Annotated in this window: 23 protein-coding genes; 14 read left to right on the top strand and 9 right to left on the bottom strand. The window is 53.7% G+C overall.

Annotated features, from left to right (window positions below; translation table 11 throughout):
• Nucleotides 1-16: 16 nt before the first annotated feature.
• A complete protein-coding gene (locus tag RHH81_RS11380) occupies nt 17-1,138 on the bottom strand; it encodes a polysaccharide biosynthesis/export family protein (RefSeq protein WP_302678347.1) in 1,122 nt (373 codons plus the stop codon).
• Nucleotides 1,139-1,249: 111 nt separating this feature from the next.
• Between RHH81_RS11380 and RHH81_RS11385 the strand changes: the two genes are divergently transcribed.
• Together RHH81_RS11385 and RHH81_RS11390 are read left to right on the top strand one after the other, a co-directional pair.
• Nucleotides 1,250-1,972, top strand: coding sequence for an ABC transporter ATP-binding protein (locus RHH81_RS11385; RefSeq protein ID WP_206200265.1), 723 nt, complete (start codon nt 1,250-1,252; stop codon nt 1,970-1,972).
• 27 nt (nt 1,973-1,999) lie between these two features.
• Nucleotides 2,000-2,284 (top strand): DUF427 domain-containing protein, encoded by a 285-nt coding sequence (locus tag RHH81_RS11390; protein WP_206200266.1) that lies wholly within the window; start codon nt 2,000-2,002, stop codon nt 2,282-2,284.
• Here the strand turns inward: RHH81_RS11390 and RHH81_RS11395 are convergent.
• Together RHH81_RS11395 and glmM are read right to left on the bottom strand one after the other, a co-directional pair.
• The gene (locus RHH81_RS11395; RefSeq protein WP_206200267.1) at nt 2,238-3,170 is read right to left on the bottom strand and encodes a methylenetetrahydrofolate reductase; all 933 of its coding nucleotides are present in this window, start codon (nt 3,168-3,170) and stop codon (nt 2,238-2,240) included. The genes RHH81_RS11390 and RHH81_RS11395 overlap by 47 nt on opposite strands.
• Before the next feature lie 55 nt (nt 3,171-3,225).
• Nucleotides 3,226-4,596 carry a phosphoglucosamine mutase gene (gene glmM / locus RHH81_RS11400; protein WP_206200268.1) on the bottom strand — a complete coding sequence of 457 codons (1,371 nt, stop codon included), beginning with the start codon at nt 4,594-4,596 and terminating at the stop codon, nt 3,226-3,228.
• Nucleotides 4,597-4,779: 183 nt separating this feature from the next.
• On the opposite strand from glmM, the gene rfaE1 reads away from it, so the two are divergent.
• On the top strand, nt 4,780-5,802 hold the full coding sequence (rfaE1, locus tag RHH81_RS11405; RefSeq protein ID WP_302677510.1) for a D-glycero-beta-D-manno-heptose-7-phosphate kinase: 1,023 nt from the start codon (nt 4,780-4,782) through the stop codon (nt 5,800-5,802).
• Here rfaE1 and RHH81_RS11410 read toward each other — a convergent pair.
• The gene (locus RHH81_RS11410; RefSeq protein ID WP_310743071.1) at nt 5,799-7,484 is read right to left on the bottom strand and encodes an N-acetylmuramoyl-L-alanine amidase; all 1,686 of its coding nucleotides are present in this window, start codon (nt 7,482-7,484) and stop codon (nt 5,799-5,801) included. The two genes, rfaE1 and RHH81_RS11410, sit on opposite strands and share 4 nt — an antisense overlap.
• Nucleotides 7,485-8,035: 551 nt before the next feature.
• Here RHH81_RS11410 and RHH81_RS11415 point away from each other — a divergent pair.
• Nucleotides 8,036-8,260, top strand: coding sequence for a replication restart DNA helicase PriA (locus tag RHH81_RS11415; protein WP_149819579.1), 225 nt, complete (start codon nt 8,036-8,038; stop codon nt 8,258-8,260).
• Nucleotides 8,261-8,328: 68 nt separating this feature from the next.
• Nucleotides 8,329-8,607, top strand: coding sequence for a hypothetical protein (locus tag RHH81_RS11420; protein ID WP_206200271.1), 279 nt, complete (start codon nt 8,329-8,331; stop codon nt 8,605-8,607).
• Here the strand turns inward: RHH81_RS11420 and RHH81_RS11425 are convergent.
• Nucleotides 8,604-9,806 carry an anion transporter gene (locus RHH81_RS11425; RefSeq protein WP_206200272.1) on the bottom strand — a complete coding sequence of 401 codons (1,203 nt, stop codon included), beginning with the start codon at nt 9,804-9,806 and terminating at the stop codon, nt 8,604-8,606. The genes RHH81_RS11420 and RHH81_RS11425 overlap by 4 nt on opposite strands.
• On the bottom strand, nt 9,807-9,980 hold the full coding sequence (locus RHH81_RS11430) for a hypothetical protein (protein WP_206200273.1): 174 nt from the start codon (nt 9,978-9,980) through the stop codon (nt 9,807-9,809).
• Between the two features lie 273 nt (nt 9,981-10,253).
• Here RHH81_RS11430 and RHH81_RS11435 point away from each other — a divergent pair, with 273 nt between their 5' ends.
• Nucleotides 10,254-10,559 carry a DUF3155 domain-containing protein gene (locus RHH81_RS11435; protein WP_149819587.1) on the top strand — a complete coding sequence of 102 codons (306 nt, stop codon included), beginning with the start codon at nt 10,254-10,256 and terminating at the stop codon, nt 10,557-10,559.
• Nucleotides 10,560-10,804: 245 nt separating this feature from the next.
• Nucleotides 10,805-11,650: a transglutaminase family protein gene (locus RHH81_RS11440; protein ID WP_206200274.1), complete on the top strand. Its 846-nt coding sequence runs from the start codon at nt 10,805-10,807 to the stop codon at nt 11,648-11,650.
• On the opposite strand, the gene cax is transcribed toward RHH81_RS11440, so the two are convergent.
• Together cax and RHH81_RS11450 are read right to left on the bottom strand one after the other, a co-directional pair.
• Complete coding sequence (cax, locus tag RHH81_RS11445; RefSeq protein WP_206200275.1) at nt 11,647-12,714, bottom strand: calcium/proton exchanger; 1,068 nt, start codon at nt 12,712-12,714, stop codon at nt 11,647-11,649. The two genes, RHH81_RS11440 and cax, sit on opposite strands and share 4 nt — an antisense overlap.
• A 97-nt stretch (nt 12,715-12,811) precedes the next feature.
• On the bottom strand, nt 12,812-14,251 hold the full coding sequence (locus RHH81_RS11450) for a DUF3084 domain-containing protein (protein WP_206200276.1): 1,440 nt from the start codon (nt 14,249-14,251) through the stop codon (nt 12,812-12,814).
• A 102-nt stretch (nt 14,252-14,353) separates the two neighbouring features.
• On the opposite strand from RHH81_RS11450, the gene xth reads away from it, so the two are divergent.
• Entirely contained in the window at nt 14,354-15,139 is a 786-nt protein-coding gene (gene xth / locus RHH81_RS11455) for an exodeoxyribonuclease III (protein ID WP_310743072.1), read from the top strand.
• Here xth and surE read toward each other — a convergent pair.
• Nucleotides 15,125-15,928, bottom strand: coding sequence for a 5'/3'-nucleotidase SurE (surE, locus tag RHH81_RS11460; protein WP_310743073.1), 804 nt, complete (start codon nt 15,926-15,928; stop codon nt 15,125-15,127). The two genes, xth and surE, sit on opposite strands and share 15 nt — an antisense overlap.
• Before the next feature lie 173 nt (nt 15,929-16,101).
• On the opposite strand from surE, the gene RHH81_RS11465 reads away from it, so the two are divergent.
• The 6 genes from RHH81_RS11465 to lpxA all read left to right on the top strand — a co-directional run bounded on the left by RHH81_RS11465 (nt 16,102) and on the right by lpxA (nt 21,465).
• The gene (locus RHH81_RS11465; RefSeq protein WP_225901576.1) at nt 16,102-16,338 is read left to right on the top strand and encodes a hypothetical protein; all 237 of its coding nucleotides are present in this window, start codon (nt 16,102-16,104) and stop codon (nt 16,336-16,338) included.
• A gap of 182 nt (nt 16,339-16,520) precedes the next feature.
• Nucleotides 16,521-17,102, top strand: a complete 582-nt coding sequence (locus tag RHH81_RS11470; protein WP_206200279.1) for a thioredoxin family protein — start codon at nt 16,521-16,523, stop codon at nt 17,100-17,102.
• Nucleotides 17,103-17,219: 117 nt separating this feature from the next.
• On the top strand, nt 17,220-19,253 hold the full coding sequence (locus RHH81_RS11475; RefSeq protein ID WP_310743074.1) for a BamA/TamA family outer membrane protein: 2,034 nt from the start codon (nt 17,220-17,222) through the stop codon (nt 19,251-19,253).
• A gap of 11 nt (nt 19,254-19,264) precedes the next feature.
• Entirely contained in the window at nt 19,265-20,122 is an 858-nt protein-coding gene (gene lpxC, locus RHH81_RS11480; protein ID WP_206200281.1) for a UDP-3-O-acyl-N-acetylglucosamine deacetylase, read from the top strand.
• A 62-nt stretch (nt 20,123-20,184) separates the two neighbouring features.
• Nucleotides 20,185-20,646 (top strand): 3-hydroxyacyl-ACP dehydratase FabZ, encoded by a 462-nt coding sequence (fabZ, locus tag RHH81_RS11485; RefSeq protein ID WP_310744296.1) that lies wholly within the window; start codon nt 20,185-20,187, stop codon nt 20,644-20,646.
• A gap of 12 nt (nt 20,647-20,658) precedes the next feature.
• The gene (gene lpxA / locus RHH81_RS11490) at nt 20,659-21,465 is read left to right on the top strand and encodes an acyl-ACP--UDP-N-acetylglucosamine O-acyltransferase (protein WP_315862932.1); all 807 of its coding nucleotides are present in this window, start codon (nt 20,659-20,661) and stop codon (nt 21,463-21,465) included.
• Nucleotides 21,466-21,474 lie beyond the last annotated feature (9 nt).

The following is a 21,474-nucleotide window of genomic DNA, read 5'->3' on the forward strand; positions in this document are numbered from 1 at the left end:
CAGTAGTACGCCATTCTTAATTCAATAGATTGATGATAATCCCTAAGGTTCCTAAGGCGCCGATAGGCCGCAGGGCATTCCCAATCGTATCCCCCACCTGCGTCAGCGCTGACCGTTCCACCACAATCACATCCCCCTGTTGCAACACAGGATTATTGTTGGCATTGGGTTGAGCCGCCAAGCTAAAGGGAATCCGTCGCCGACTGACCGTACCATCGCGATTCAGCCGCACCAGCGTCACCCTAGACATATTGGCACGTTGCACATTGAATCCGCCAGCCGCCCCAATTCCCTGAGTGAGCGTGGCATTCGCTGGCACTTCCACCAAGCCCGGTCGCAATACTTCGCCCACAACCTGCACCCGAATCACCTGTGGCGAAAACGTCGCAGAGGCCACCCGTACCGCTTCAGCCGCATTCACTTCCTTCGCCTTGGGCACCACAATCACATCATCACTGCGCAGCGTGATATCTTGGTTCGCATCCCCCGACTGAATCATCTCCCAAAGATTAATTCTGGTTACGGCTGTTTGGCCATTCCCCAGTTGGCGGCGTATCTCAATGTTGCGAATATCGGCCTCTTGGGTAATTCCACCGCTTTGAGCAAGGACTTGGCTCAGGCGAGGCCATGTTAAGCCACCGGAAAGGCCGATACCGGGGGCAGAAGCTGATACAGAAGTAAAAGGAACAACATAGGAGCCTGGACGGCTCACCTCACCTGCCACTAAAATCTTCATGGGGCGCGGCGTCTGCAATGTAACCGTTACTGCTGGAAAGCGCATGACTTTACTATAGGCGTTCAGAATCACCTGCTCCGCTTGGGGGAGAGTTAAGCCACCCACCATGACGCGCCCTGCCAAAGGTAGGGTGACTGAGCCATCGAGATTAACAGTGAATTGTCGTTGATTAGTAACTGTTGGTGGCAGGTTGACCACTTCAATGAAAAGCACATCCCCTGCACCCAGGAGATAGTCCTGAAGGGGGTTAATGCTGGTAAAACTATAGGAGCTTGGGCTGACGGGCATGGGTTGAGCAGTGGCCGAGCGGGGTACCATCAGTGTTGCCCCAAGGGTGAATCCACTGGCGATCGCCAGCGTGATGACGGTGTTGTGTAGCCTTGGTAATGATTTGCACCCCATGGTTCATTCTCCTCACTCACTTGTTTGTTCTACCATACGCCATCTATTCGCCACCAAGGTTATGAAAAAAGGCTTTAGAATGAGTGCAAATGGCCTTGTCACCTCATTGTAATGCTGGACCCGCCGCTCATTTGCCTAGAACAGATTTCTAAAGTGTATGGCCAAGGGGAAACGGAAGTTCACGCCCTTAGGGAGGTGAATCTCAACATTCAGCGGGGAGAGTACTGTGCAATTATGGGGGCTTCGGGGTCAGGGAAGTCCACAATGATGAATATTATTGGCTGTTTAGATCGCCCGACCTCTGGCCGCTACTTTCTCGACGGCCAAGATGTGGCACACCTCAGTGATGATGAACTCGCCCATATTCGCAATGCCAAGATTGGTTTTGTCTTTCAACAGTTTTACTTGCTGGGGCAGCTAACGGCACTGGAAAATGTGATGCTACCCATGGTCTATGCCCAAGTTCCCCCCAAGGAACGGCGCGATCGCGCGATCGCTGCATTGGAACAGGTGGGGTTGGGTCACCGCCTTGAGAATCGTCCCAATCAACTCTCGGGAGGACAGCAACAACGGGTGGCGATCGCCCGCGCCATTGTCAATCAGCCGCTACTCCTGCTCGCCGATGAACCTACCGGTGCCCTTGATAGCCACACCACGGCGGAAATTCTTGCTATCTTTGGGCAACTCAATGCGGCCGGCATGACGGTAATTATGGTGACCCATGAACCCGATGTGGCGGCTGTCACGCACCGCATTATTCAGTTTCGTGACGGTCAAATTCGTTCCGATCGCCCCAATGTGCCTAGCCCGCTGACGGCACCTGCTTTATCTTAAGAAGGGGAACGACTGAGAAAAAAAGCAATGGCAAAAGCAGTTTGGAAAGGCGCAACCTTGGCCGAGAGCGATCGCTATGAAGTGGTCGAAGGCAATGTTTATTTTCCGCCAGAGGCACTCAATCCGGCCTATTTTCAGCCCAGCGATACCCACACCGTTTGTGGTTGGAAAGGCACAGCCAGCTACTACCACGTTGTTGTCAATGGTCAGGTGAACCGTGATGCGGCATGGTACTACCCCGATCCCAAGCCGGCGGCTGCCAATATCAAGGGCTATGTGGCGTTTTGGCGCGGGGTGCAGGTGACGCGCTAAGGGGAGCAATTCCCGCTCGGTTGAGAATTTCGGGAATCAAATCCTCACGGCGCACCGCCATTAAGTGCACCCCCTGGCAGAGTTCCCGCGCCTGTTGTACCTGCTCGGCAGCAATAGTTATCCCTTCATCGAGGGGATCAGCGGCAGCGGCAAGGCGATCAATAAGGTGCTGGGGAATCAGTGCACCGGGCACAGCGCGATTGATAAACAGGGCATTTTTGGCCGACTTGAGGAGAAAAATTCCAGCAAGAATGGGTCGCCCACAGCCCGCCGCAATCTGATCCATAAACTTGGCTAGCCGCTCAAAGTCAGTAATTAACTGCGTTTGGAAAAATTGAGCACCCGCTGCCAATTTGCGTTCAAACCGTTGTTGCAGTCCTGACCAACTGGCAGACTGAGGATCAACCGCTGCCCCGGCAAAAAATTGCGTCGCTCCATCGGCTAGGGGGCGATCCTCGCTATCCACCCCTTGATTCAGTTGGCCAATGACGCGCAATAGCCGCACAGACTCCAAATCAAAGACGGGTTTGGCTTGGGGATGATCGCCTGCTTTGACGGGGTCGCCCGTGAGTGCCAAAATATTGCGTAAACCAAGGGCGGCAATGCCCATGAGATCCGCTTGCAGGGCAATGCGGTTGCGATCGCGACAGGCGATCTGGCAAATGGGTTCAAACCCCTGCTGTTGCAACAAATAGGCGGCTGCCCAAGAACTCATGCGCAACACAGCGCGACTGCCATCGGTGACATTGACCGCATGAACCCGCCCCTTGAGATGGGCTGCTTGGCGCAACATCGTACTGGCATCCCTACCCTTAGGGGGGCAAACCTCTGCGGTGATGAGAAACTCACCCTGCTCACAGGCAGCTTGAAAACGCGAGACTGACAAGGAAATGGCTAGAGCGCGACTAGGCAATTATCATACAAGCTAGTGACGCCTGTTCCTAGGCCGCTAAATAAGCAGTCACCGTCTGCACCAAGGTCTCTGTCCAATAATCAGCAACACTTTGCTGCTCGGCTTCCACCATGACGCGGATAACGGGTTCTGTCCCAGAGGCACGTACCAAGACTCGCCCGCGATCGCCCATATCCAGTTGCGCTTTGGTAATCATCTGTTGCAAAGGCTCACATTCTTGCCAGTGGAGTCGTCGCTGTCGATCGTCAACACGGACATTGCGAAGAATTTGCGGGTAGGCGGTAAAACTTTGGTCTCGCAGTTGTGCCAAGGATAGACGGGAATCCTGAACTAGGGTCGCTAAATGAACCGCTGTGAGCAAGCCATCCCCCCCCACACCATAGTGACGGCAGAGGATGTGTCCCGACTGTTCTCCCCCCAGCATGGCACCGTGGCGCAGCATCTCTGCATGGACGTATTGATCGCCCACAGCAGCCCGCACCAGTTGTCCACCCCGCGCTTGCCAAGCTCGCTCAAAACCGAGATTCGACATCACAGTGGCGACAATCAAATCCTTGGGGAGTTGTGCCTGCGACTGAAGCCGTTGTCCCCAGAAGTAGAGAATGTGATCGCCATCAACCACTCGTCCTTGACTATCCACCGCCAGCACGCGATCGGCATCGCCATCAAAGGCAAACCCCATAGCGGCACGGGTTTCACGGACAGCCTGTTGTAATGGTTCTAAATGGGTGGAACCGCAGTTGACATTAATGCGATCGCCATCGGCGCGATCGTGGAGAGCAATCACCTCAGCCCCTAGGGCATGGAACACCGTCGGTGCCACCGCCACCGCAGATCCCCAAGCCAAATCTAACACCACCCGCAGTCTCCGCAGCGGTTGACGATCCTCAAGGGGCGCTTGCACCGCATGGCGATAGCGCTGAAGCAATTCGGGACGATGATGCAAATGCCCCCAGTGCTCCGTATGGGGCAAGGATAGGCCAGCATTTAGGTGGGCTTCAATTTCTTTTTGCAGATCAGGGCTGAGCTTGCTGCCATCGCTGCCAAAAATTTTAATGCCGTTATCGGCGGGGGGATTGTGACTGGCGGAAATCATGGCGCCACCGATGGCTTCTGTGGTGGCCGTTAGGTAGGCAATACAGGGGGTCGGGCACAGACCCACATTCCACACTTCAAAACCAGCGGCGGTTAAGCCGGCGGCCAAGGCTGTGGCCAACATATCACTGGAGTTGCGGGAATCTTGACCAATGATAAAGGGGCGCTGGGGTGCATCCGTCCTTTGTCGCAGCACTTCTCCCACCCAATATCCCAAGCTCAAGGCCAAGTTGGGGGTTAGCAACTCCCCCGCCCGTCCACGAATGCCATCGGTTCCGAACCGAATCGGCTGCTGCCCAGTCATGGTTGATTCCTCACGCCACACCAATACTCACTATTTTCTAGTCGATCCCCTTGGCTATGCAGGAGACGATTCTTAACATTTATTTACCCTTTTTGGACTATATCATCTCTGTGAACCTTGCCCTGCGCATGGGTGTCCCCCCACAGGAGTATTCTGGATCAGCGGGAATTGAGGCAAAGCCAAATGTTACCACCCGACCTGCGCCAGCAATTGCAATCGTCCCAAGGGCGACTCCTACACCTTTTGGAGTCCTTTTCCTCAGCACGGGTACTGGTGGTGGGGGATCTCACCCTCGATGAATTTCTCACGGGTCAGGTGGAGCGTCTCTCGCGGGAAGCCCCCGTTCTGATTTTGCGCCATGAGTTTACCCGCCAAGTGCCCGGCGGCGGTGCCAATGCCATCTACAATTTGGCCAAGTTGGGTGCTCAGGTGCAGGCGGTTGGTCTGGTGGGTGTAGATCCGCAGGGGGAGGCGCTTTGTAGCATTTTTCAAGGGGCAGGGATTGATACGCGGGGCATCTTTAAGGATGGCGATCGCCCCACCGTGACGAAAACCCGTATTTCTGGCCATGCTCGCCAGTCGGTGACGCAGCAAATTGTGCGCGTGGATCGCAAGTCCGATGATCTGCCTGCCCCAGCCCTTCAGGAGGCGCTAGCGGCCTTTATTCGTCAGCAGGTGGGGACTGCCGATGCCGTGGTTTGCTCCGACTATGGCGATGGTGTCTTTACACCCCCTGTGATTGCGGCTGCCCTAGAGCATGAGCGCACGATTGTTGATACCCAACGGGATTTAGCTCGCTATCGCGGTGCTTTCCTATTTACGCCAAACCTGCCAGAAGCAGAGGCAGCGGTGGGCTACCCAATTCGCACAGAGGCCGAGGTACTGCGAGCTGGGGAAGACCTGCTGGAGTTGACGGCGGCTAAATATATGCTGATTACGCGGGGGGATGCTGGTATGAGTCTCTTTAGTCGCGAGGCGGCGCCCTACCATTTACCCGCCTTTAACCGTACGGATGTCTTTGATGTCACTGGCGCAGGCGATACCGTTGTTGCTGCTTTAACCCTTGCCCTTGTGGCGGGTGCCAGTCTTTGGGAGGCGGCAGTTTTAGGCAATTTGGCCGCCAGTATTGTCGTACGTCAGTTTGGCACAGCCACCACATCCACTGCCGAGATGGCGGCAGCCCTTCACCATTTGCTGGAAGATTAATCCCGCGTCGCCTGCTGTAACCACTCCAGAATGCCTTGGGCAAGGGTGCGGGCAAGCTCAGCTTGGGCTTGGGGGTTAACAATCCACTCAAACTCCTCTGGGTGAATCATAAAGCCCAGTTCCAGCAGCACCGCAGGGGCAATTGTCGGACGAGTCAGGGCAAGGTTATTCCAAAACACACCGTACTGCTGCCGCCGCAGTCGCTGACTGAGATACCCCTCTAGGAAAACGGCAAGGTCATGGCTTTGGGGATGATACCAAAAGGCGCCAATCCCTTGGGTATTACGGGCATCGCCAGCATCGGGGAGAGCATTGTAGTGCAAGCTGAGGGCAAGGGTGGGTTGGGCTGATTCAATGGCGAGAAGGCGATCGGGCAAGTCCAGATCAATATCCTCTGTGCGCGTCAAAATGACTGTTGCCCCAAGGCGTTCTAGCTCGGGTGCCAGTTTTTGGGCCAGTGCCAATGTGACGACCTTCTCTGGCGTACCATCTGGGCCGCGTGCTCCCAAGTCCTCAGGCCCGCCATGGCCGGGATCAAGGAGAATTTTAATCCCCCGCAGGGGTTGTGTCCCCCGTTGGAGTTGGGGTGGATGACGCAGTTGCAGCACCAGCCGATTGCCTTCATAGGCCACACGATAGCCCCACTGTTGGCGATGATGCAGCGTCAAACGATACTCCACCCGCTCTTGATCAAGGGGGTACCAGTCAAGGCGCTGGATGACGGGATCGGCATCGAGGCGAATGATGTCGGTTTGGGGAATCGTGTTGTGGAGCGTTAGGGTGAACTGGCGATCGCCCTGCTGAATCGAAATCGGTACGGGCACATCCAAAGGAAAGCTGATTTCTGTCCAACCCGCAAGCTGACGGCTGGTTATACTGCGGATAGTGGCGGTGGTCGGCAGAGCACTGGAGAGGAGCCGCACTTCATTGGCGCGGATCCAACCCCCATAGTCCAAATGCAGCCAATCCCCCGTTTGTCCGCGTACCCGTGCGCGTGTTCCCACTGGCAGTGGCGTCAGCCGGGAATAATCAGTGCTAGGACCAGTGCGGGCTACCCCCCCAAGGGAACGGGTGACTTCCACAACTGGTAATTGCGTTGGCTCAGCCACACGAATGCGGGCACCGGGTTGGCGTTGGTTTCCTAATTGCCATTGAATCGGGCCATAGTCGCCCACTTCGGTGAGCTGGAGGCAATTGCGATAGAGAGAAGGGCGAGCAGTAACCACCTCCGCTTGATGAATCAGCGCAGCCAGATTAGAGGGCAGTTGCACTTGGGGCGGTAGGGGTTCTAGGGGCAGAATGCGCTGACCCACTTGGACTTGCACGGCGCGATCGCTGGGGGCAGCAGCGGTAAAGCAAACAATTTCATTGGCTAGGCGCACTAAATCGGCTGTTGGCTCTAGGGGTTGTAGGGTGGTCGGTACTTGGGGCACCGTGCGAGTGATGGCAAAGTCAAGGCGTTGATCCCCTGCTTGCAGGGTGATGTGATTCAATCCGGGTTGCAGGGGAAGACTGGGGGCAAAGTGTCCCGCTGGCGAGCGATCGCCAACGACCTGCCCATTGAGGGTAACGACAACTTGCGGCGGTGCTGTACCAATAAAGAAAATCCGGGGTGCGCTTGTAGTGTGCTCTCGCGGCGGATAAACCACCTGCAGAGAACCCTGTGCTACTGCTGAGGTCATTGAGCCAACGAAACATCCACTTAATAGACCAAGGCTGAACCACTTCACTGGCTACCCCCATGCACTCAACTTCTTAATATTTTCTTCAGATTATTACTATTGAGTTGTCAATGATCAGAGTTACAGACCATTACATTAAGTAAACATCGCTGAATAGAAATGCAAGTAAGGTAGATGCCTTTCTTTTCCAAAGCAGGGAGGGCGTAAAGAGAATGTAATACTTTTCGAGGGCAGTTTTGCCTAGCTTGATCTTCTTCAATCTTTGTGAAAAGGGCTGTAATAAAGGTCAATCACCTCTCAGAAAAGCGAAGCAAGTTTCTCTAAGGCCATTTGTAGAATTCCTTGATCCCCGTCGAATTAGCATATTTTTTAACATTGGGATCATTGCCATCGCTAGAAAATCCATCCATAATAAAAAGTGTCCTCTCATAAACTCCCTTAATGTTGCGCAATACTATTTGTTGAGTTTTGTTGTTTTGAAACGCAGATTTGCGCAACGCCTTTTATCACAAGTTCCTACACGCCAAAAAGAACTTAAGGATTATTTAACTATGGTTACCATGCAAACGATTCACTGTCCTCACTGTGGTAAATTAGCCCTTCGCCAACGCTATGGCTCCGTGAGTCACACCCAGTGTCCCCACTGTGATTACGTCCTAACGATGTGCGATCGCACAGGACGGGTGCTAGAGGCCTACACACCTGAAATTACCCATGTGGGTCAGTATGGCGCCAACCTCACCTGCACCATAGAGCGAACACGGGCACTGTGCTAGCAAGAATTCATTAGAAGAATCTAAAGATTGATGAGGAAAATCCTGAGAGTTGTTAAGATAGTTTACATATGGCTATCTTACTTCTACTGGTACTGGCATTGGTGCTGTGGTCGGTGCGACTCCTCCACGGTGCCTACCGCCTCCGGGATTTTTCCTTACTGCTGGCCAGTGGCCTCGTGGCCATCTCAGCGGGAGGCGTGATTTTTGTCTATAGCCTGATGAATGGCTGTGTCGGCTATCTCAGTCAAGGGCAGCCCATTCCTGAATCCGATGCGCCTGTCATTCTGTCTGATGTGGCCTACTTTGAGAGTGCCTCTGGAGCAACGACCCCAACCTTTAGCCCCTAGGTCTGACTCACGATCCAAACGTAGGCGATCGCCAGCGTCAACACTGTGAGCGGTGCACCAAAGCGCAAGTGCTGCCAAAAGGAAAACCGCTGTCCTGAGCTAGCAGCGGCCTCAACTGTAATTAAATTAGCCACAGCACCAAAAAGCGTAAGATTGCCCGCGAGGGTACTTGTGGCTGCCAGTAGGTACCAGAGTTGATCGGCACCTTTGGGGATAAACTGTGCGAGCAGCAGCACCGTGGGCACGTTAGAAATTAAATTTGACAGCAGTGCTGTAATCACCACGAGGGGCAAGGGCTGATTCACCCAAGGGCGCAAAACGGCTAATAAATCAAAGTTTTGAATACAGCGGGTAAGAATAAACAGACCCGCAAACAGAACCAATAGTGACCAATCCACCTGAGCAAGGATGCGCTCTGGCTTCACCCGACGGGTGACCAGTAAAGCTGCTGCCGCCAAAAGAGAGGATTCTGCCAAGGGAAAGCCGAGCAGAAAGGCCAAAAACATCAGCCCAGAGACAATCAGTGTCTTGTGGAGTAACCCTTTTTGCACCTGCACCGGTTGGAGCGTAGCCAATGTACAGGGTTGGCGCGATCGCACCTCCGGATAGAGCCACCCCAACCAAGCCACTTGCAGCCCTAACCCCAGCACTGCGACGGGAACCATCACTTGGGCAAACGGCAGATATCCTAACTCGGAAAACGATCCCACGAGGATATTTTGGGGATTGCCGCTGAGGGTGGCCACAGAACCGATATTGGTTGCGGCGGCGATCGCCAGCAGATAGGGCACTGGATTTAAGCCCAAGACATGGGTAATGCGCAGGGTTAAAGGCGTCGTCACAAGGGCAAGGGTGTCGTTGAGAAAGACCGCCGACAACATTCCTGTAGCTACAGTGAGAAACACCAGTAGCCCCAAGGGACTGCCACTAAAGCGCACCACCGTCACCATCGCTATTTGAAAAAAGCCGCTCAAGCCCAGATAAGCATTGACAATCATCATGCTCAACAGAAACACAATGGTCTGGGGATCAATGGCTTGCCATGCAGTGGGTAGATCAATCGCCCCTAAGGCAATCAAAAGAGCCGCACTCACAAGGGCGATCGTTGCGCGATTCATACATAGCCCCGGCACCCCCCCAAGGGCTAAGGCACTGTAGCTGAGGGCAAGGATCAGAAGTTGCAGGAGAGACCGCAGCACCTACTGTTGGGTTTGAATTTTCTTGGCCTCTAGGGCATCGAGCAATTCCCCAAGCGCTGCCATGTCATCACCGTCATATTCCCGCTTCCACAACAGTTGGGAAATTTGGTTTTCAATGGCTGAGGTTAACACTTGGGTTTCGAGCACCCGTTGCACTAAGCGTTGGCTCATCATAGGGGTTCAGCAGCTTAGACAGTCGTTCTCTAGGGTAGCCCATTGGCTGTGGGGCAAATGGAAGGAACCACTTTCTCAAGTGGCACAATTTGCTATAGTGGGGTCACTGGGATCAGCAAAGCGTTGATCCTAAGCTGGGGATCGTTGTCCCGTCAATAAATCGTGTTTCGATAAATTAAGGAAAGTTGAAATTCTAGGATACACCAGATATACTAAAGGGCGACTTTTGTAAACTCAATAACAGTTCTTTGAAGGCAAAGGAGGTAAGGCAACTTGGCCAGAAGACGGAAGCGGAAGAGCCGGCGGCGTCTCGAAGGACGCAAAATCCTTGAGTGCGTACCTCAATATAGCATCGAAAGTGGCGAAGATAAACCTGTGACAGCGGCACGAAAATTTATTCAAGCCAAGGGGATCACCCCACCCGCTTTACTTCTTGTTAAGCGGAATGAGCACACCACCGATCGCTACTTCTGGGCAGAAAAGGGCTTGTTTGGTGCGCAGTACGTTGAAGAAAACCACTTTTTATTCCCTAGCCTAAGGGAACTGGCAGAAGAGAAAATGGCAGCCACGACTCGTTAGGCTGTTTTTTTTACAAACATCTGTTTTATTGAGGAGTCAGGATCTGTTCTTGACTCTTTTTGCTTTGGTAGTGAGAGGATCTAGGGTGTGGTCTAAAGATTTGATCTTTTTACGCCATTTACTTATGGCAATTTGGAAACTGTCCCCTACAATAGAAATAGCGGAGACGCACGTTTCCGTTCACTCCTCACACCACACCCCGCCTGGACAGTTATTGGTTCGGGCGGCTTCCTTTTAGATATGAAATGGAATACCGCATTTATCATCAAACTAGCTACACCTACAGCGCCCCTGTTGCCCTTGCCCCCCATGATTTACGCTTGATCCCGCGTAGTGATGGCCACCAACGCCTGCGATCGCTCTCCCTCCAAATTTTACCAACTCCCCAAGGCCAAAGTACTGTCCTCGATGTCCATGGCAATCACATTCAACGCTACTGGTGGTCACCACAGCCCACCACCTCCCTGATGATTCAGGTCACCTCTGAAGTAGAAACCTATTGCGACAACCCCTTTAACTATCTGCTTGACTCGTGGGCAGTCACCCTCCCTTTTAACTATCCGCAGCGACTGGCAACTAGCTTGCATCCCTATCTATCACCGTCAGTGGATCCTGTTGCCTATGAATTGGCTTGGCAAATTTTAGCCAGTGGCGATGGCAGTGTCCTCACATTTCTCAGTGACCTCAATAACAAAATTTACCGTACCTGTCAGCACCAAATTCGTGAAACCGGTGCCCCTTGGCCCCCCTGTGTGACTTGGGCAAAACAAATGGGTTCCTGTCGCGATACAGCCGTCTTGTTTATCCATGCCTGTCGGGCTGTGGGCTTAGCGGCGCGGTTTGTCAGTGGCTATCAGGAAGGAGACTTGGATAATCCTGAACGGCACCTCCATGCTTGGGTAGAAGTGTATTTGCCGGGGGCAGGCTGGCGCGGCTATGATCCCACCCACGGCCTAGCGGTGAGCGATCGCCACATTGCCCTTGTGGCTGCCGCTGATCCGACGGATGCTGCCCCCATTCAAGGTACCCTGCGGGGACAAGGGGTGACCTCAACCATGACCTATCAACTACAGATTCAGCGCCTCTCCTAGGTATGGAAGAAAAAGGCGGTGCCGAGAATCCCATAGGTGGCCAACAGCAGCGCCCCCTCCAGCCAGTTGGAGCGGCCATCTAGGCTAATCACATTAGCAATCACGACCGCAATAATCACCGTCACCACTTCAAAAAGACTAAAGTTTAAATCCATCGGCTGACCAATAAACTGGCCAATCAGCACCAGCACAGGTGCCACCAAGAGCGCCACCAAGAGGGATGAACCCAAGGCGATGGACACGGACAAATCCATATTGTTTTTCAGGGCAACCCCCACCGCAGTCACATATTCCGCTGCACCGCCCACCAACGGCAAGAGGATGACCCCAGTAAATAGGGGCGTTAGACCCAAGCCCTCCGTTGCTGCTTCAACTGCGCCGACAAAAATTTCTGACTCAAAGGCTACGCCAATCGTGGCAATCATTAGAACCGTGATCCACAGGGGCAGGTTCGGCTTTTCATGGTGCCCCGCTTCGTCCCCCAGTTCCACCTGACTGACATCGTAAAGATAGCTGTGGGTTTTCAAAGAAAAGAGTAACGTTAGTCCATAGACCAGAATCAGAATGATGGCGGCCACCACTGACATTTTGGAAATTGCGGTTGGCGGCACACTGCTGGAGGTGTAAATGACCATTGCCGGTAGGAGAATCGCGGCGATCGCCACCGTCATTGAGGAAGCATTCACCCGTGCCACCACTGGGGCAAAGGATTGCTCCTTGTAGCGAATGCCCCCCAGCAGCATGGATAACCCCATCACCAGCAAAAGGTTCGCCATCAGGGTGCCCGTAATACTGGCTTTGACAATATCCACTAAGCCCGCTCGCAGCGCCACAATAGCAATAATCAGTTCCGTTGCATTGCCAAAGAGGGCATTCAAGAGGCCACCTATGGTTGGTCCTGTGGCAAGTGCCACCTCCTCTGTTGCGGTGCTCAACCAAATCGCCAAGGGCACGATCGCCAGTGCTGCCAAAATAAAGACGGTGAGGGCACCCCATGCCAGTTTTTCAGCGGCAATAGAGAGGGGAATAAACACCAAAAAACCAATCGAAACCAGTCGCTTCATGGGGGCACCCCTTACATGGTGAACGGAGAAAAATCTCCTCTATCCTAGCCTGCGGTTTGATGAATCCAGCCCAATTCGCGGGAAATGATGCTGATGCCTAACCACTGCGCAGGATCACCCGCTGATTTTGGCGGGCGACAAGGGAAAGGGTGAGAGGGCCAGCGGTATAAACAGAGGTGGGGGTAACTGCACTAATATCAATCGTCCCTTGGTGATCTTTGAGGTCGAGGACAAATTTCACCAGTTCAATTTGGCGAAAGGAGCCAACACTGCCAGTCACAGGATCGGGGAGGACACCCGAGGCGATCGCCCGCTGATTACTGACCGTAAACAACTGATCCAAGCGTTGCAAAATTTGCTCATCGGTCATCTGGCTCGGATCCAAGGAAATGGTAGCTAGATTCTCACCCTCGCGGAAAACCTCCTGATTGCGCGCCACTTGGGGCACCACAAGAATATTACTTTCCCCCTGTAGATAATTGGCCGCAGCTAAAATGCGCACCACATAGGGCTGGCCATCACTAATTTGGCTGCGCAGCCGGTTCACGTCTTCGGTGGTAATTTGAATCACCTGATCCGTCGGTTTGAGGTTCTGGGGACGATTCAGGACAATGGCATTGCGTCGCGCCTCCCGCAGGAGCTCTTCAATAACTTGGGTGGCCTGAGCCGGATCCTTGACATGTTGAATCACCGCAGAGGCCAAGACTTGCCCCGTGCGAATGGCGATCGTCCCCCGCCGTAGTCCCAACAACAGGATGCTCACGTTTTCCTCAAGGCGTTGGCGACTGGCCTCAAGGGCAGCAATTTCCTGCTGAAGCGTGCGCTGTTGATTGCGTAACACCTGCTGCTGCTGATTGGCAACGGCCAGTTGATCCTGAATACGATCAATCTCTGCTTGGAGACGATCCTTTTGACCTTCCACCTCGGCAAGGCGCTGTTGAGCCGTGCGAATGGCAGTTTCTAGGGCTGCTTTTTGGCTAGCCACATCCTCGAGGCGGCCTTGGATGGCTTGTCGCTCCCGTTGCAAACGCTGAATTTCTTGCCGCAGGCGTGCCCCTTGGGCTTCAAAGTTTTCGAGGTCTTTTTGGGCTTGGGTGTAGCGGTCTTGAAGTTGCTTGAGTTCTGCTTCTGTGAGGGTTTGACGATTGACGGCCTGCTCTAGGACTTGGTTGGTTTGACTAAGGCGTTGGCGAATGTTGGCCAGTTCAATTTGGGATTGTGCCAGTTCCGCCTCAATTTCATCCTTTTGGGCACGGGTTTCGGCGAGTTCTTGTTCAGCCGCCGCTTGTTGACGGCGAATCGTATCAATGCGCAGCACGCCATCGCGCAATTCACGGCTGAGGGCAAAGAGGATGGCAAGGGTGGAGGCAGAAATTAAACTCCCTGTGAGAATGGTAATCAGGACAGCTGTCTGTCGAGGCCGCAAATTAAACCAGCTCAATCGGGCTTTGCCCACTTTTGAGCCAAGGCGATCGCCCACCGTCGCGATCGCGCCCCCAAGAATAATCACGGCCAAGACCAGAACATACCCAGCCATATTTCGGGTACTGCTGCCACTCCCCAACTATACTTTCTACAGTATGTGCCGATGCTGCCCCCTATAACGGTTTGGGCAAATCACTTTGACCGAAATCAACCGATGCCAAAAATTGCTACTTGGAACGTCAACTCAATTCGCACTCGCCTTGACCATGTGTGCCACTGGTTAGACACCACTGGAGTGGACTATCTCTGTCTTCAAGAGACCAAAGTCACAGATGCTGAGTTCCCGCGTCAGCCCTTTCTGGATCGTGGGTATCAAGTTTATTGTAGTGGCCAAAAGGCCTACAACGGGGTGGCCATTCTCAGTCGTCAGCCTCTTGCGGGTGTAGAAGCAGGCTTTGCCCCCCAATTACCCAGTCACAGTGAGTTGGATACGCAAAAACGACTGATTCGCGCCCAATTAGCCCCTGATGTCACCTTGGTAAATGTCTATATTCCCAACGGCGGAGAGTACGACAGTGAGAAATACCACTATAAGCTGCACTGGTTAAAAACCCTCCATGTCTATCTCGAGCAGCTCACTGCCCAAGGAGAGGTGATTCTCTGTGGTGATTTTAATATTGCCCCAGAAGATAAAGACCTTTTTGATGCCAGCGATCGCGCCACAAAAGTGGGAGCCACCGATGCCGAACGCAACCTTTTAGCGGCCATTCGCGACCTTGGCTTCCACGATGCCTTTCGCCACTTTACCGAGGAGCCTGGGCACTACTCTTGGTGGGATTATCGGGCGGGTGCCTTTCGCCGCAATCATGGCTGGCGTATTGATCACCTCTACCTTACCCCCGCTGTCAAAGCCCGGGCCTGCAACTGTCACATTGATATTGCCCCGCGGCGCTTACCCAAGCCCAGTGATCATGCACCCGTGATCCTAGAGATTGAATAGAGGCTGTACAGTGGGTTGGCGCAGCCACTCGGTTAAACTCTGCACCCCTTGACCGTAGGTGAGATCAAAGGTCAACGGCGTAATACTAATCAGATTTTGGGCAATGGCTTCCACATCCGTGGGGGCTTGATTGGGGTCTTGGGGATATTCTTCAACCACTTCACCAGCGAGCCAGTAGTAGGTTTTGCCGCGAGGGTCAATGCGCTTCTGGAACAGGTCATGGTAGCGCCGAATCCCCTGTCGTGTAATGACAACGCCAGCAATTTCACTGGCAGGCAGCGCCGGTACATTCACATTGAGGAGCATCTTTGGGGGCAGGGGGGCGGTTTCCAGCGCCTTGAGGAGACGACTGGCAAAGTCAGCGGCTGGCTGAAAGTCATGAACTGTGAAACTGGTGAGGCTAATGGCAATACTGGGAATTCCCTCAATCACCCCCTCCATGGCAGCAGACACCGTGCCGGAGTAAAGAATATCCGTGCCGAGGTTGGAGCCTTGGTTAATCCCAGAAACAACAAAATCTGGGGTTTCCTCTAGGAGGGCACCAAGGGCGAGTTTGACACAGTCAGAGGGGGTACCGGAGCAGGCCCACGCCTTAATACTGGGGTGAAAGCGATCGCTAACGACTTCGGCGCGAATCGGATCAAAGACCGTGAGGCTATGCCCTGTAGCAGAGCGTTCGCGATCCGGACACACAACCACGACTTCATGGCCAGCGATCGCCAGCGTATCTGCTAACGCCCGAATACCGGGGGCAAAGACCCCATCATCATTAGCAATGAGTAACCGCATTTCCTGCCCCCTGAATCGTGAAGTATTGGCAAAACATTACAGTTGATTGCAAATCGCAACACCCTCCCTGAGAAATGTTAACCTCTAAAAGGGTTAAGTGACGCACCCCACCCTGCCGAACAGTTTGAACGCACCATTCCTGACATGACCGCTTTTGGGGATTGACAGGATCTATGGAACGCCTACTGAACTATCAGTTGAAGGAGAACACTGTGTCTGTGCATCAAAGTCATCCGCTACTCCGCGAAGACCTCAGCGAATACGTTGCCCATTTGCAACTGCACATGGCACTCCAAGCGCGCAATTTGGTGCCTGCCCTGAAACACACCAGCGACAGCCGCGAGCAACTTCTCCATCAAACCCAAGCCACCTTTGAGAAGCACGTCTCCCGTCAAAGCTATATTGGCTAAAGCAATTTTTCTCTGTGCTCAAAAATTAAAACCGATGATATCTAAGCAGGAGTGATCTTGCTGCTTTTTGCGTTCGTTGGGGGAGTTGCTCCTCTCACCACTTTGAGGAACGATCGCAACAGAGTACACTAGGGACGATATTGCTATTTGTAACACTCTTGCCAGCGTTCTCAGGAGGTTTTATGGCGCGGACAGAGTCCACGATGCTTGCCCTTGGTACTGTTGCTCCCGATTTTCAGCTGCCCGATGTGGTGAGTGGGCAAACGATTTCCCTCAGTAGCTTTGCCGATAAGAAAGCCCTACTGGTGATGTTTATTTGTCGCCACTGCCCCTACGTAAAACACGTCCAAGAGGAACTGGCGAAGCTGGGGCGCGACTACAAAGACACAGACTTAGGGATTGTTGCCATTAGTGCCAATGACGCTGCCAACTATCCCGATGATGCCCCAGAGTCCCTGAAGGCGATGGCCACTGAACTAGGGTTTACATTTCCGCTTTGCTACGACGAGAGCCAAGAAACGGCCAAGGCTTACACGGCAGCCTGTACACCGGACTTTTTCCTGTTTGATGGCGATCGCAAGCTTGTGTATCGTGGACAGCTCGATGATAGCCGCCCCCAGAATGGCTTACCGGTGACTGGGAAAGACTTGCGTGCAGCCATTGATGCCGTGTTAGCTGGTCAAACCCCCAGCGAAGATCAAAAACCGAGTCTCGGCTGTAATATCAAGTGGAAAGCGGGGAATGAGCCCGCCTATTATGGCTAAGGGTCAAGGGCAAACAGGGGGGCACTTTTGTTGCCACTTCTGAGTCATTAACCTACTGTTATAGGAATGCCAATGGGTTTGGCTGTGTTGACGCGATTTGTTTTTTAGGTGTGAGCAGTGAATAACCAACTTTTTTCGCCAGTGCGAATGCAGCCAATGGGGGCTGCCCTGAAAACGGTAGCAGTGGCAATGGCAACCGTGGCGATCGCCCTCGGTTCTTTGCATCCCAGTCGTGGCCAAGAAGCCCCGCCGCCTGAAAACCAACCTGCGGAAACTCCAGCATCCCCAACGCCACCAGCGGCAGAGCCTGTGCCTGAAAGCCCTCCCGCAGCAACCCCAGCACCGCCCACCCCGCTACCTGTGAGCCAGCCCCCCGCTGATGAACCTCAAGTTCTCATTGCCGAAGTGGTGGTTGAAGGCGCCACACCCGAACTTGAGCAATTGGTGTATCAAGTCATTCGCACTCGCCCTGGCAGTACCACCACCCGCACGCAACTACAAGAGGATACCAACGCCATCTTTGCCACGGGCTTTTTTGCTGATGTCAATGCCGTCCCCAGCGATACTCCCCTCGGTGTGCGGATTACCTTTGTCGTGCGCCCCTATCCAGTACTGCGAGCCGTTCAAGTAGCGGGCAACCAAGTGCTCACCCCAGAAAAAGTCAACGAGATTTTTGCACCGCAAATTGGTCGCACGCTCAATCTAAGAGAGCTACAGTCTGGCATTGAGCAAATCAACCGGTTCTATAGGGACAATGGCTATATCTTGGGGCAGGTGGTTGGTACACCCCAAGTCGATCCCGATGGGGTTGTGACATTGCAGGTGGCTGAGGGTGTGGTTGAACAGGTCACCTACCGCTTCCTGAATAAAGAAGGAGAGCCGACAAAACAGCGTACCCGTGACTTTGTGATCAGCCGTGAAATGGACACCCAGCCCGGCGTGGTTCTCAACCAAAATACCGTGCAAGCAGATTTGCGACGCCTTTTTGAATTGGGACTCTTTGAGGATGTGCAAGTTGCCCTTGAACCCGGTCAAGATCCCCGCAAGGTTAACTTGATTTTGAATATCAAAGAGCGCAATACGGGCAGTATTTCTGCTGGGGCGGGCTATAGTTCCGCTGCGGGGCTATTTGGCACAGTGGCATTCCAACAAAACAACCTCTTTGGTCGCAACTGGAAATTTGGTGTTGAAGCCCAAGGGGGGACGGAAGGGGAGTTTCTCTTTGACATTAACTTTACCGATCCTTGGATTAAGGGGGATCCCTATCGCACCTCCTACACCGTGAGTGCCTTTAACCGCCTGACAGTGCCCACCACCTTCACCAATGGCCCAATTGATGTTCGCTTGCCCAATGGTGACTTTCCGCGGATTAACCGCTTGGGGAGTGCCGTTTTCTTTACGCGACCCTTTACGAAGGATCGGGATCAGATACGCACCGCTTGGACCGGTTCCTTGGGGCTGCAATATCAGCGGGTTACCTCCCTAGACAGTGGTTTTAGCCGCTTTAATACGGATGCTTCAGGCAACTGCTTAACCTTTCCAGACAATGGTGTTTGCCGTGGTTTTAATGACCTGTTTACGGTGCAGGCGGCAATTCTGCGAGACCTGCGCAATGATCCGCTGCGGCCAACGAGTGGTCAGGTGATTCGCTTAGGGGTGGATCAGTCAATCCCTGTGGGGGCAGGCAACATCTTAATGAACCGGGTGCGCGGCAGTTATAGCTTTTATATCCCCGTGAAGTTTCTGCGCATTGAGGGGCCACAAACCCTTGCCTTCAATATCCAAGCGGGCAACATTTTTGGCGATTTGCCCCCCTATGAATCCTTTACAATTGGCGGCGCTAATTCGGTGCGCGGTTGGGAAGAGGGGGCAATCGGCTCCGGGCGCGCCTTTGTGCAAGGAACAATAGAGTATCGGTTCCCCATTTTTAATATTGTTGGTGGCGCCCTCTTTGTGGATGGAGCCAGTTTGCTCGGTACCCAACGCAGCGTACCCGGTCAGCCGGGGATTGTGCGCGGTAAACCCGGAGAGGGGCTAGGCTACGGGGCAGGGCTGCGGGTGAATACCCCCCTAGGCAATATCCGCATTGACTTTGGCTGGAACAATGAAGGGGGCAGTGCCTTCAGCTTTGGCATTGGCGAGCGCTTCTAGGAGAAATACCCATGGTAACGACCTCTGTACCAACGGCACCGACTGCAACTGCACAGCAAACTCTTGGAAAGGCTGCCCAATGGTCAGGGGTAGGTTTGCATTCTGGTCAATCAGTTGAAGTGACCTTGAAACCCTCACCCGCCAACACGGGGCGACAGTTTGTGCGCCTTGATCTGGAGAGACAGCCCGTGATTCCTGCTCAGATTGATGCGGTTCAATCCACTCAGTTGGCAACGGAGTTGGTCGCCAATGGCGCCAGTGTGCGCACGGTTGAACATCTCTTGGCAGCGCTGGCGATCGCTGGTATTGATAATGTCACGATTGAGATCACAGGCTCTGAGGTGCCGGTGCTCGATGGCTCGGCGCAACCTTGGTTAGAAGGCATTCAAAGGGTCGGTGTTGTCCCTCAGGAGATTCCTCGGCCAGCAGTCATCTTGAAGGAACCTGTCACCATTTACGAAGGAGCAGCCTTTGTCAGTGCCATTCCTGCTCCTGAGCTACGCCTCACCTATGGCATTGACTTCCCCTATGCGGCGATTGGTCGCCAGTGGTGTAGCTTTACCCCTTCAGAACTAGCGGTGGCCGTTGCCCCTGCCCGTACCTTTGGTTTTGCCGAACAAGTGGAGTATCTGCGCAGCCAAGGCCTGATTCAGGGGGGCAGTTTAGAGAATGCTCTGGTGTGCAGTGCCAGTGGTTGGGTCAACCCGCCGTTACGCTTTGCCGATGAACCCGTTCGCCACAAATTACTCGATCTTTGGGGAGATTTAGCCCTCCTAGGGACACCCCCCATCGCGCATTATGTCGCCTATCGGGCGAGTCATCATCTGCATACCCAATTGGCACGGGCGATCGCCCAACAGATGGTTTAGTCGGCAACCATTCTCCCCTATGATTTGTGTATATCTTTGATGTGAAGCTGACCCCTATCCCTATGCCAACGTTGACTGACTCCCCACCCACCACTGTGCTGACGGTAACGGATCTCCAGCAATTGCTCCCCCATCGCTATCCCTTTCTGCTGGTGGATCGCATCATTGACTATGTTCCAGAAAAGTATGCCGTGGGGCTGAAAAACGTCACGATCAACGAACCCTTTTTCCAAGGGCACTTTCCCGGTCGCCCAATTATGCCGGGGGTGCTCATTGTGGAAGCCCTTGCCCAAGTGGGAGGGGTTGTCCTGATGCAGATGAATTGGGCAAAGGATAAGCTCTCTGTGTTTGCGGGCATTGATAAGGTGCGCTTTCGCCGTCCCGTCCTCCCCGGCGATCAGTTAATCCTGCGGGCCGAGCTTCTTGTTGTCAAGCAGCAGCGCATCGGCAAAATGCAAGGACGGGCTGAGTTGAATGGTCAATTGGTCTGTGAGGGCGAGATGATGTTCTCGCTGGTGGACTAGTCACAATCAATGATGCAAACACTGATCCATCCTACTGCTGTCATTCATCCCAGTGCCGAGCTACATCCCACAGTTCGGGTCGGCCCCTATGCCGTGATTGGCGAACAGGTGCGCGTTGGTGCCCATACCGAAATTGGTGCCCACGTGATTATTGAAGGGCCAACGGAGGTGGGGGTAGGTAATCGTATCTTTCCGGGAGCGATCATCGGCACGGCTTCTCAGGATCAAAAATATACGGGTGCCAATAGTGCCCTACGTATTGGGGATTACAACACCATTCGCGAGTTCGTGACGATCAACCGTGCCAACGGCGAAGGGGATGCCACAATTATTGGTAACCACAATCTGTTGCTGGCCTATGTCCATGTGGCCCATGATTGTGTGATTGAGGATCAGGTGGTGATTACAAATGCGGCCTCGATCGCGGGCCATGTTTGCATTGAATCAAAGGCTCGCATTGGCGGTATGGTGGGCATTCATCAGTTTGTCCATATTGGCCGCTTGGCAATGGTGGGAGCCATGGCACGGGTAGATCGGGATGTGCCCCCCTATATGCTGGTGGAAGGTCATCCCGCACGGGTTCGTGCCCTCAATCAAGTGGGGCTGCAAAGAGCGGGGGTGACGGAGGCAGAAATGCGCAACCTCAAGGAAGCCTTTCGGATTCTCTATCGGCGGGACTTGCCCCTTGCCCAAGCGATCGCCCAATTAGCAACCCTGCCCCCTTCTGAGTATTTAGAGCATCTACAGCGCTTTTTAACCTATGCCCGCGAAGAGGGACGGCGCGGCTTAACCCCCAGTGGCCGGGCGACAACGGATTAAGTCTCTAGT

It is taken from the genome of Thermosynechococcus sp. PKX95, assembly GCF_031583295.1.
Lineage (GTDB): Bacteria > Cyanobacteriota > Cyanobacteriia > Thermosynechococcales > Thermosynechococcaceae > Thermosynechococcus.

Bases quoted from the DNA above. Each gene is read 5' to 3' on its own strand.
- lpxC (WP_206200281.1), top strand. From the start codon at position 19,265: ATGGTAACGACCTCTGTACCAACGGCACCGACTGCAACTGCACAGCAA.
- surE (WP_310743073.1), bottom strand. From the start codon at position 15,928: ATGCGGTTACTCATTGCTAATGATGATGGGGTCTTTGCCCCCGGTATT.
- RHH81_RS11465 (WP_225901576.1), top strand. From the start codon at position 16,102: ATGGAACGCCTACTGAACTATCAGTTGAAGGAGAACACTGTGTCTGTG.
- RHH81_RS11430 (WP_206200273.1), bottom strand. From the start codon at position 9,980: ATGATGAGCCAACGCTTAGTGCAACGGGTGCTCGAAACCCAAGTGTTA.
- RHH81_RS11440 (WP_206200274.1), top strand. From the start codon at position 10,805: ATGGAATACCGCATTTATCATCAAACTAGCTACACCTACAGCGCCCCT.
- glmM (WP_206200268.1), bottom strand. From the start codon at position 4,596: ATGACTGGGCAGCAGCCGATTCGGTTCGGAACCGATGGCATTCGTGGA.
- RHH81_RS11380 (WP_302678347.1), bottom strand. From the start codon at position 1,138: ATGGGGTGCAAATCATTACCAAGGCTACACAACACCGTCATCACGCTG.
- cax (WP_206200275.1), bottom strand. From the start codon at position 12,714: ATGAAGCGACTGGTTTCGATTGGTTTTTTGGTGTTTATTCCCCTCTCT.
- xth (WP_310743072.1), top strand. From the start codon at position 14,354: ATGCCAAAAATTGCTACTTGGAACGTCAACTCAATTCGCACTCGCCTT.
- RHH81_RS11420 (WP_206200271.1), top strand. From the start codon at position 8,329: ATGGCTATCTTACTTCTACTGGTACTGGCATTGGTGCTGTGGTCGGTG.
- RHH81_RS11450 (WP_206200276.1), bottom strand. From the start codon at position 14,251: ATGGCTGGGTATGTTCTGGTCTTGGCCGTGATTATTCTTGGGGGCGCG.
- RHH81_RS11385 (WP_206200265.1), top strand. From the start codon at position 1,250: ATGCTGGACCCGCCGCTCATTTGCCTAGAACAGATTTCTAAAGTGTAT.
- RHH81_RS11390 (WP_206200266.1), top strand. From the start codon at position 2,000: ATGGCAAAAGCAGTTTGGAAAGGCGCAACCTTGGCCGAGAGCGATCGC.
- fabZ (WP_310744296.1), top strand. From the start codon at position 20,185: ATGCCAACGTTGACTGACTCCCCACCCACCACTGTGCTGACGGTAACG.
- RHH81_RS11470 (WP_206200279.1), top strand. From the start codon at position 16,521: ATGGCGCGGACAGAGTCCACGATGCTTGCCCTTGGTACTGTTGCTCCC.
- lpxA (WP_315862932.1), top strand. From the start codon at position 20,659: ATGCAAACACTGATCCATCCTACTGCTGTCATTCATCCCAGTGCCGAG.
- RHH81_RS11410 (WP_310743071.1), bottom strand. From the start codon at position 7,484: ATGACCTCAGCAGTAGCACAGGGTTCTCTGCAGGTGGTTTATCCGCCG.
- RHH81_RS11415 (WP_149819579.1), top strand. From the start codon at position 8,036: ATGGTTACCATGCAAACGATTCACTGTCCTCACTGTGGTAAATTAGCC.
- rfaE1 (WP_302677510.1), top strand. From the start codon at position 4,780: ATGTTACCACCCGACCTGCGCCAGCAATTGCAATCGTCCCAAGGGCGA.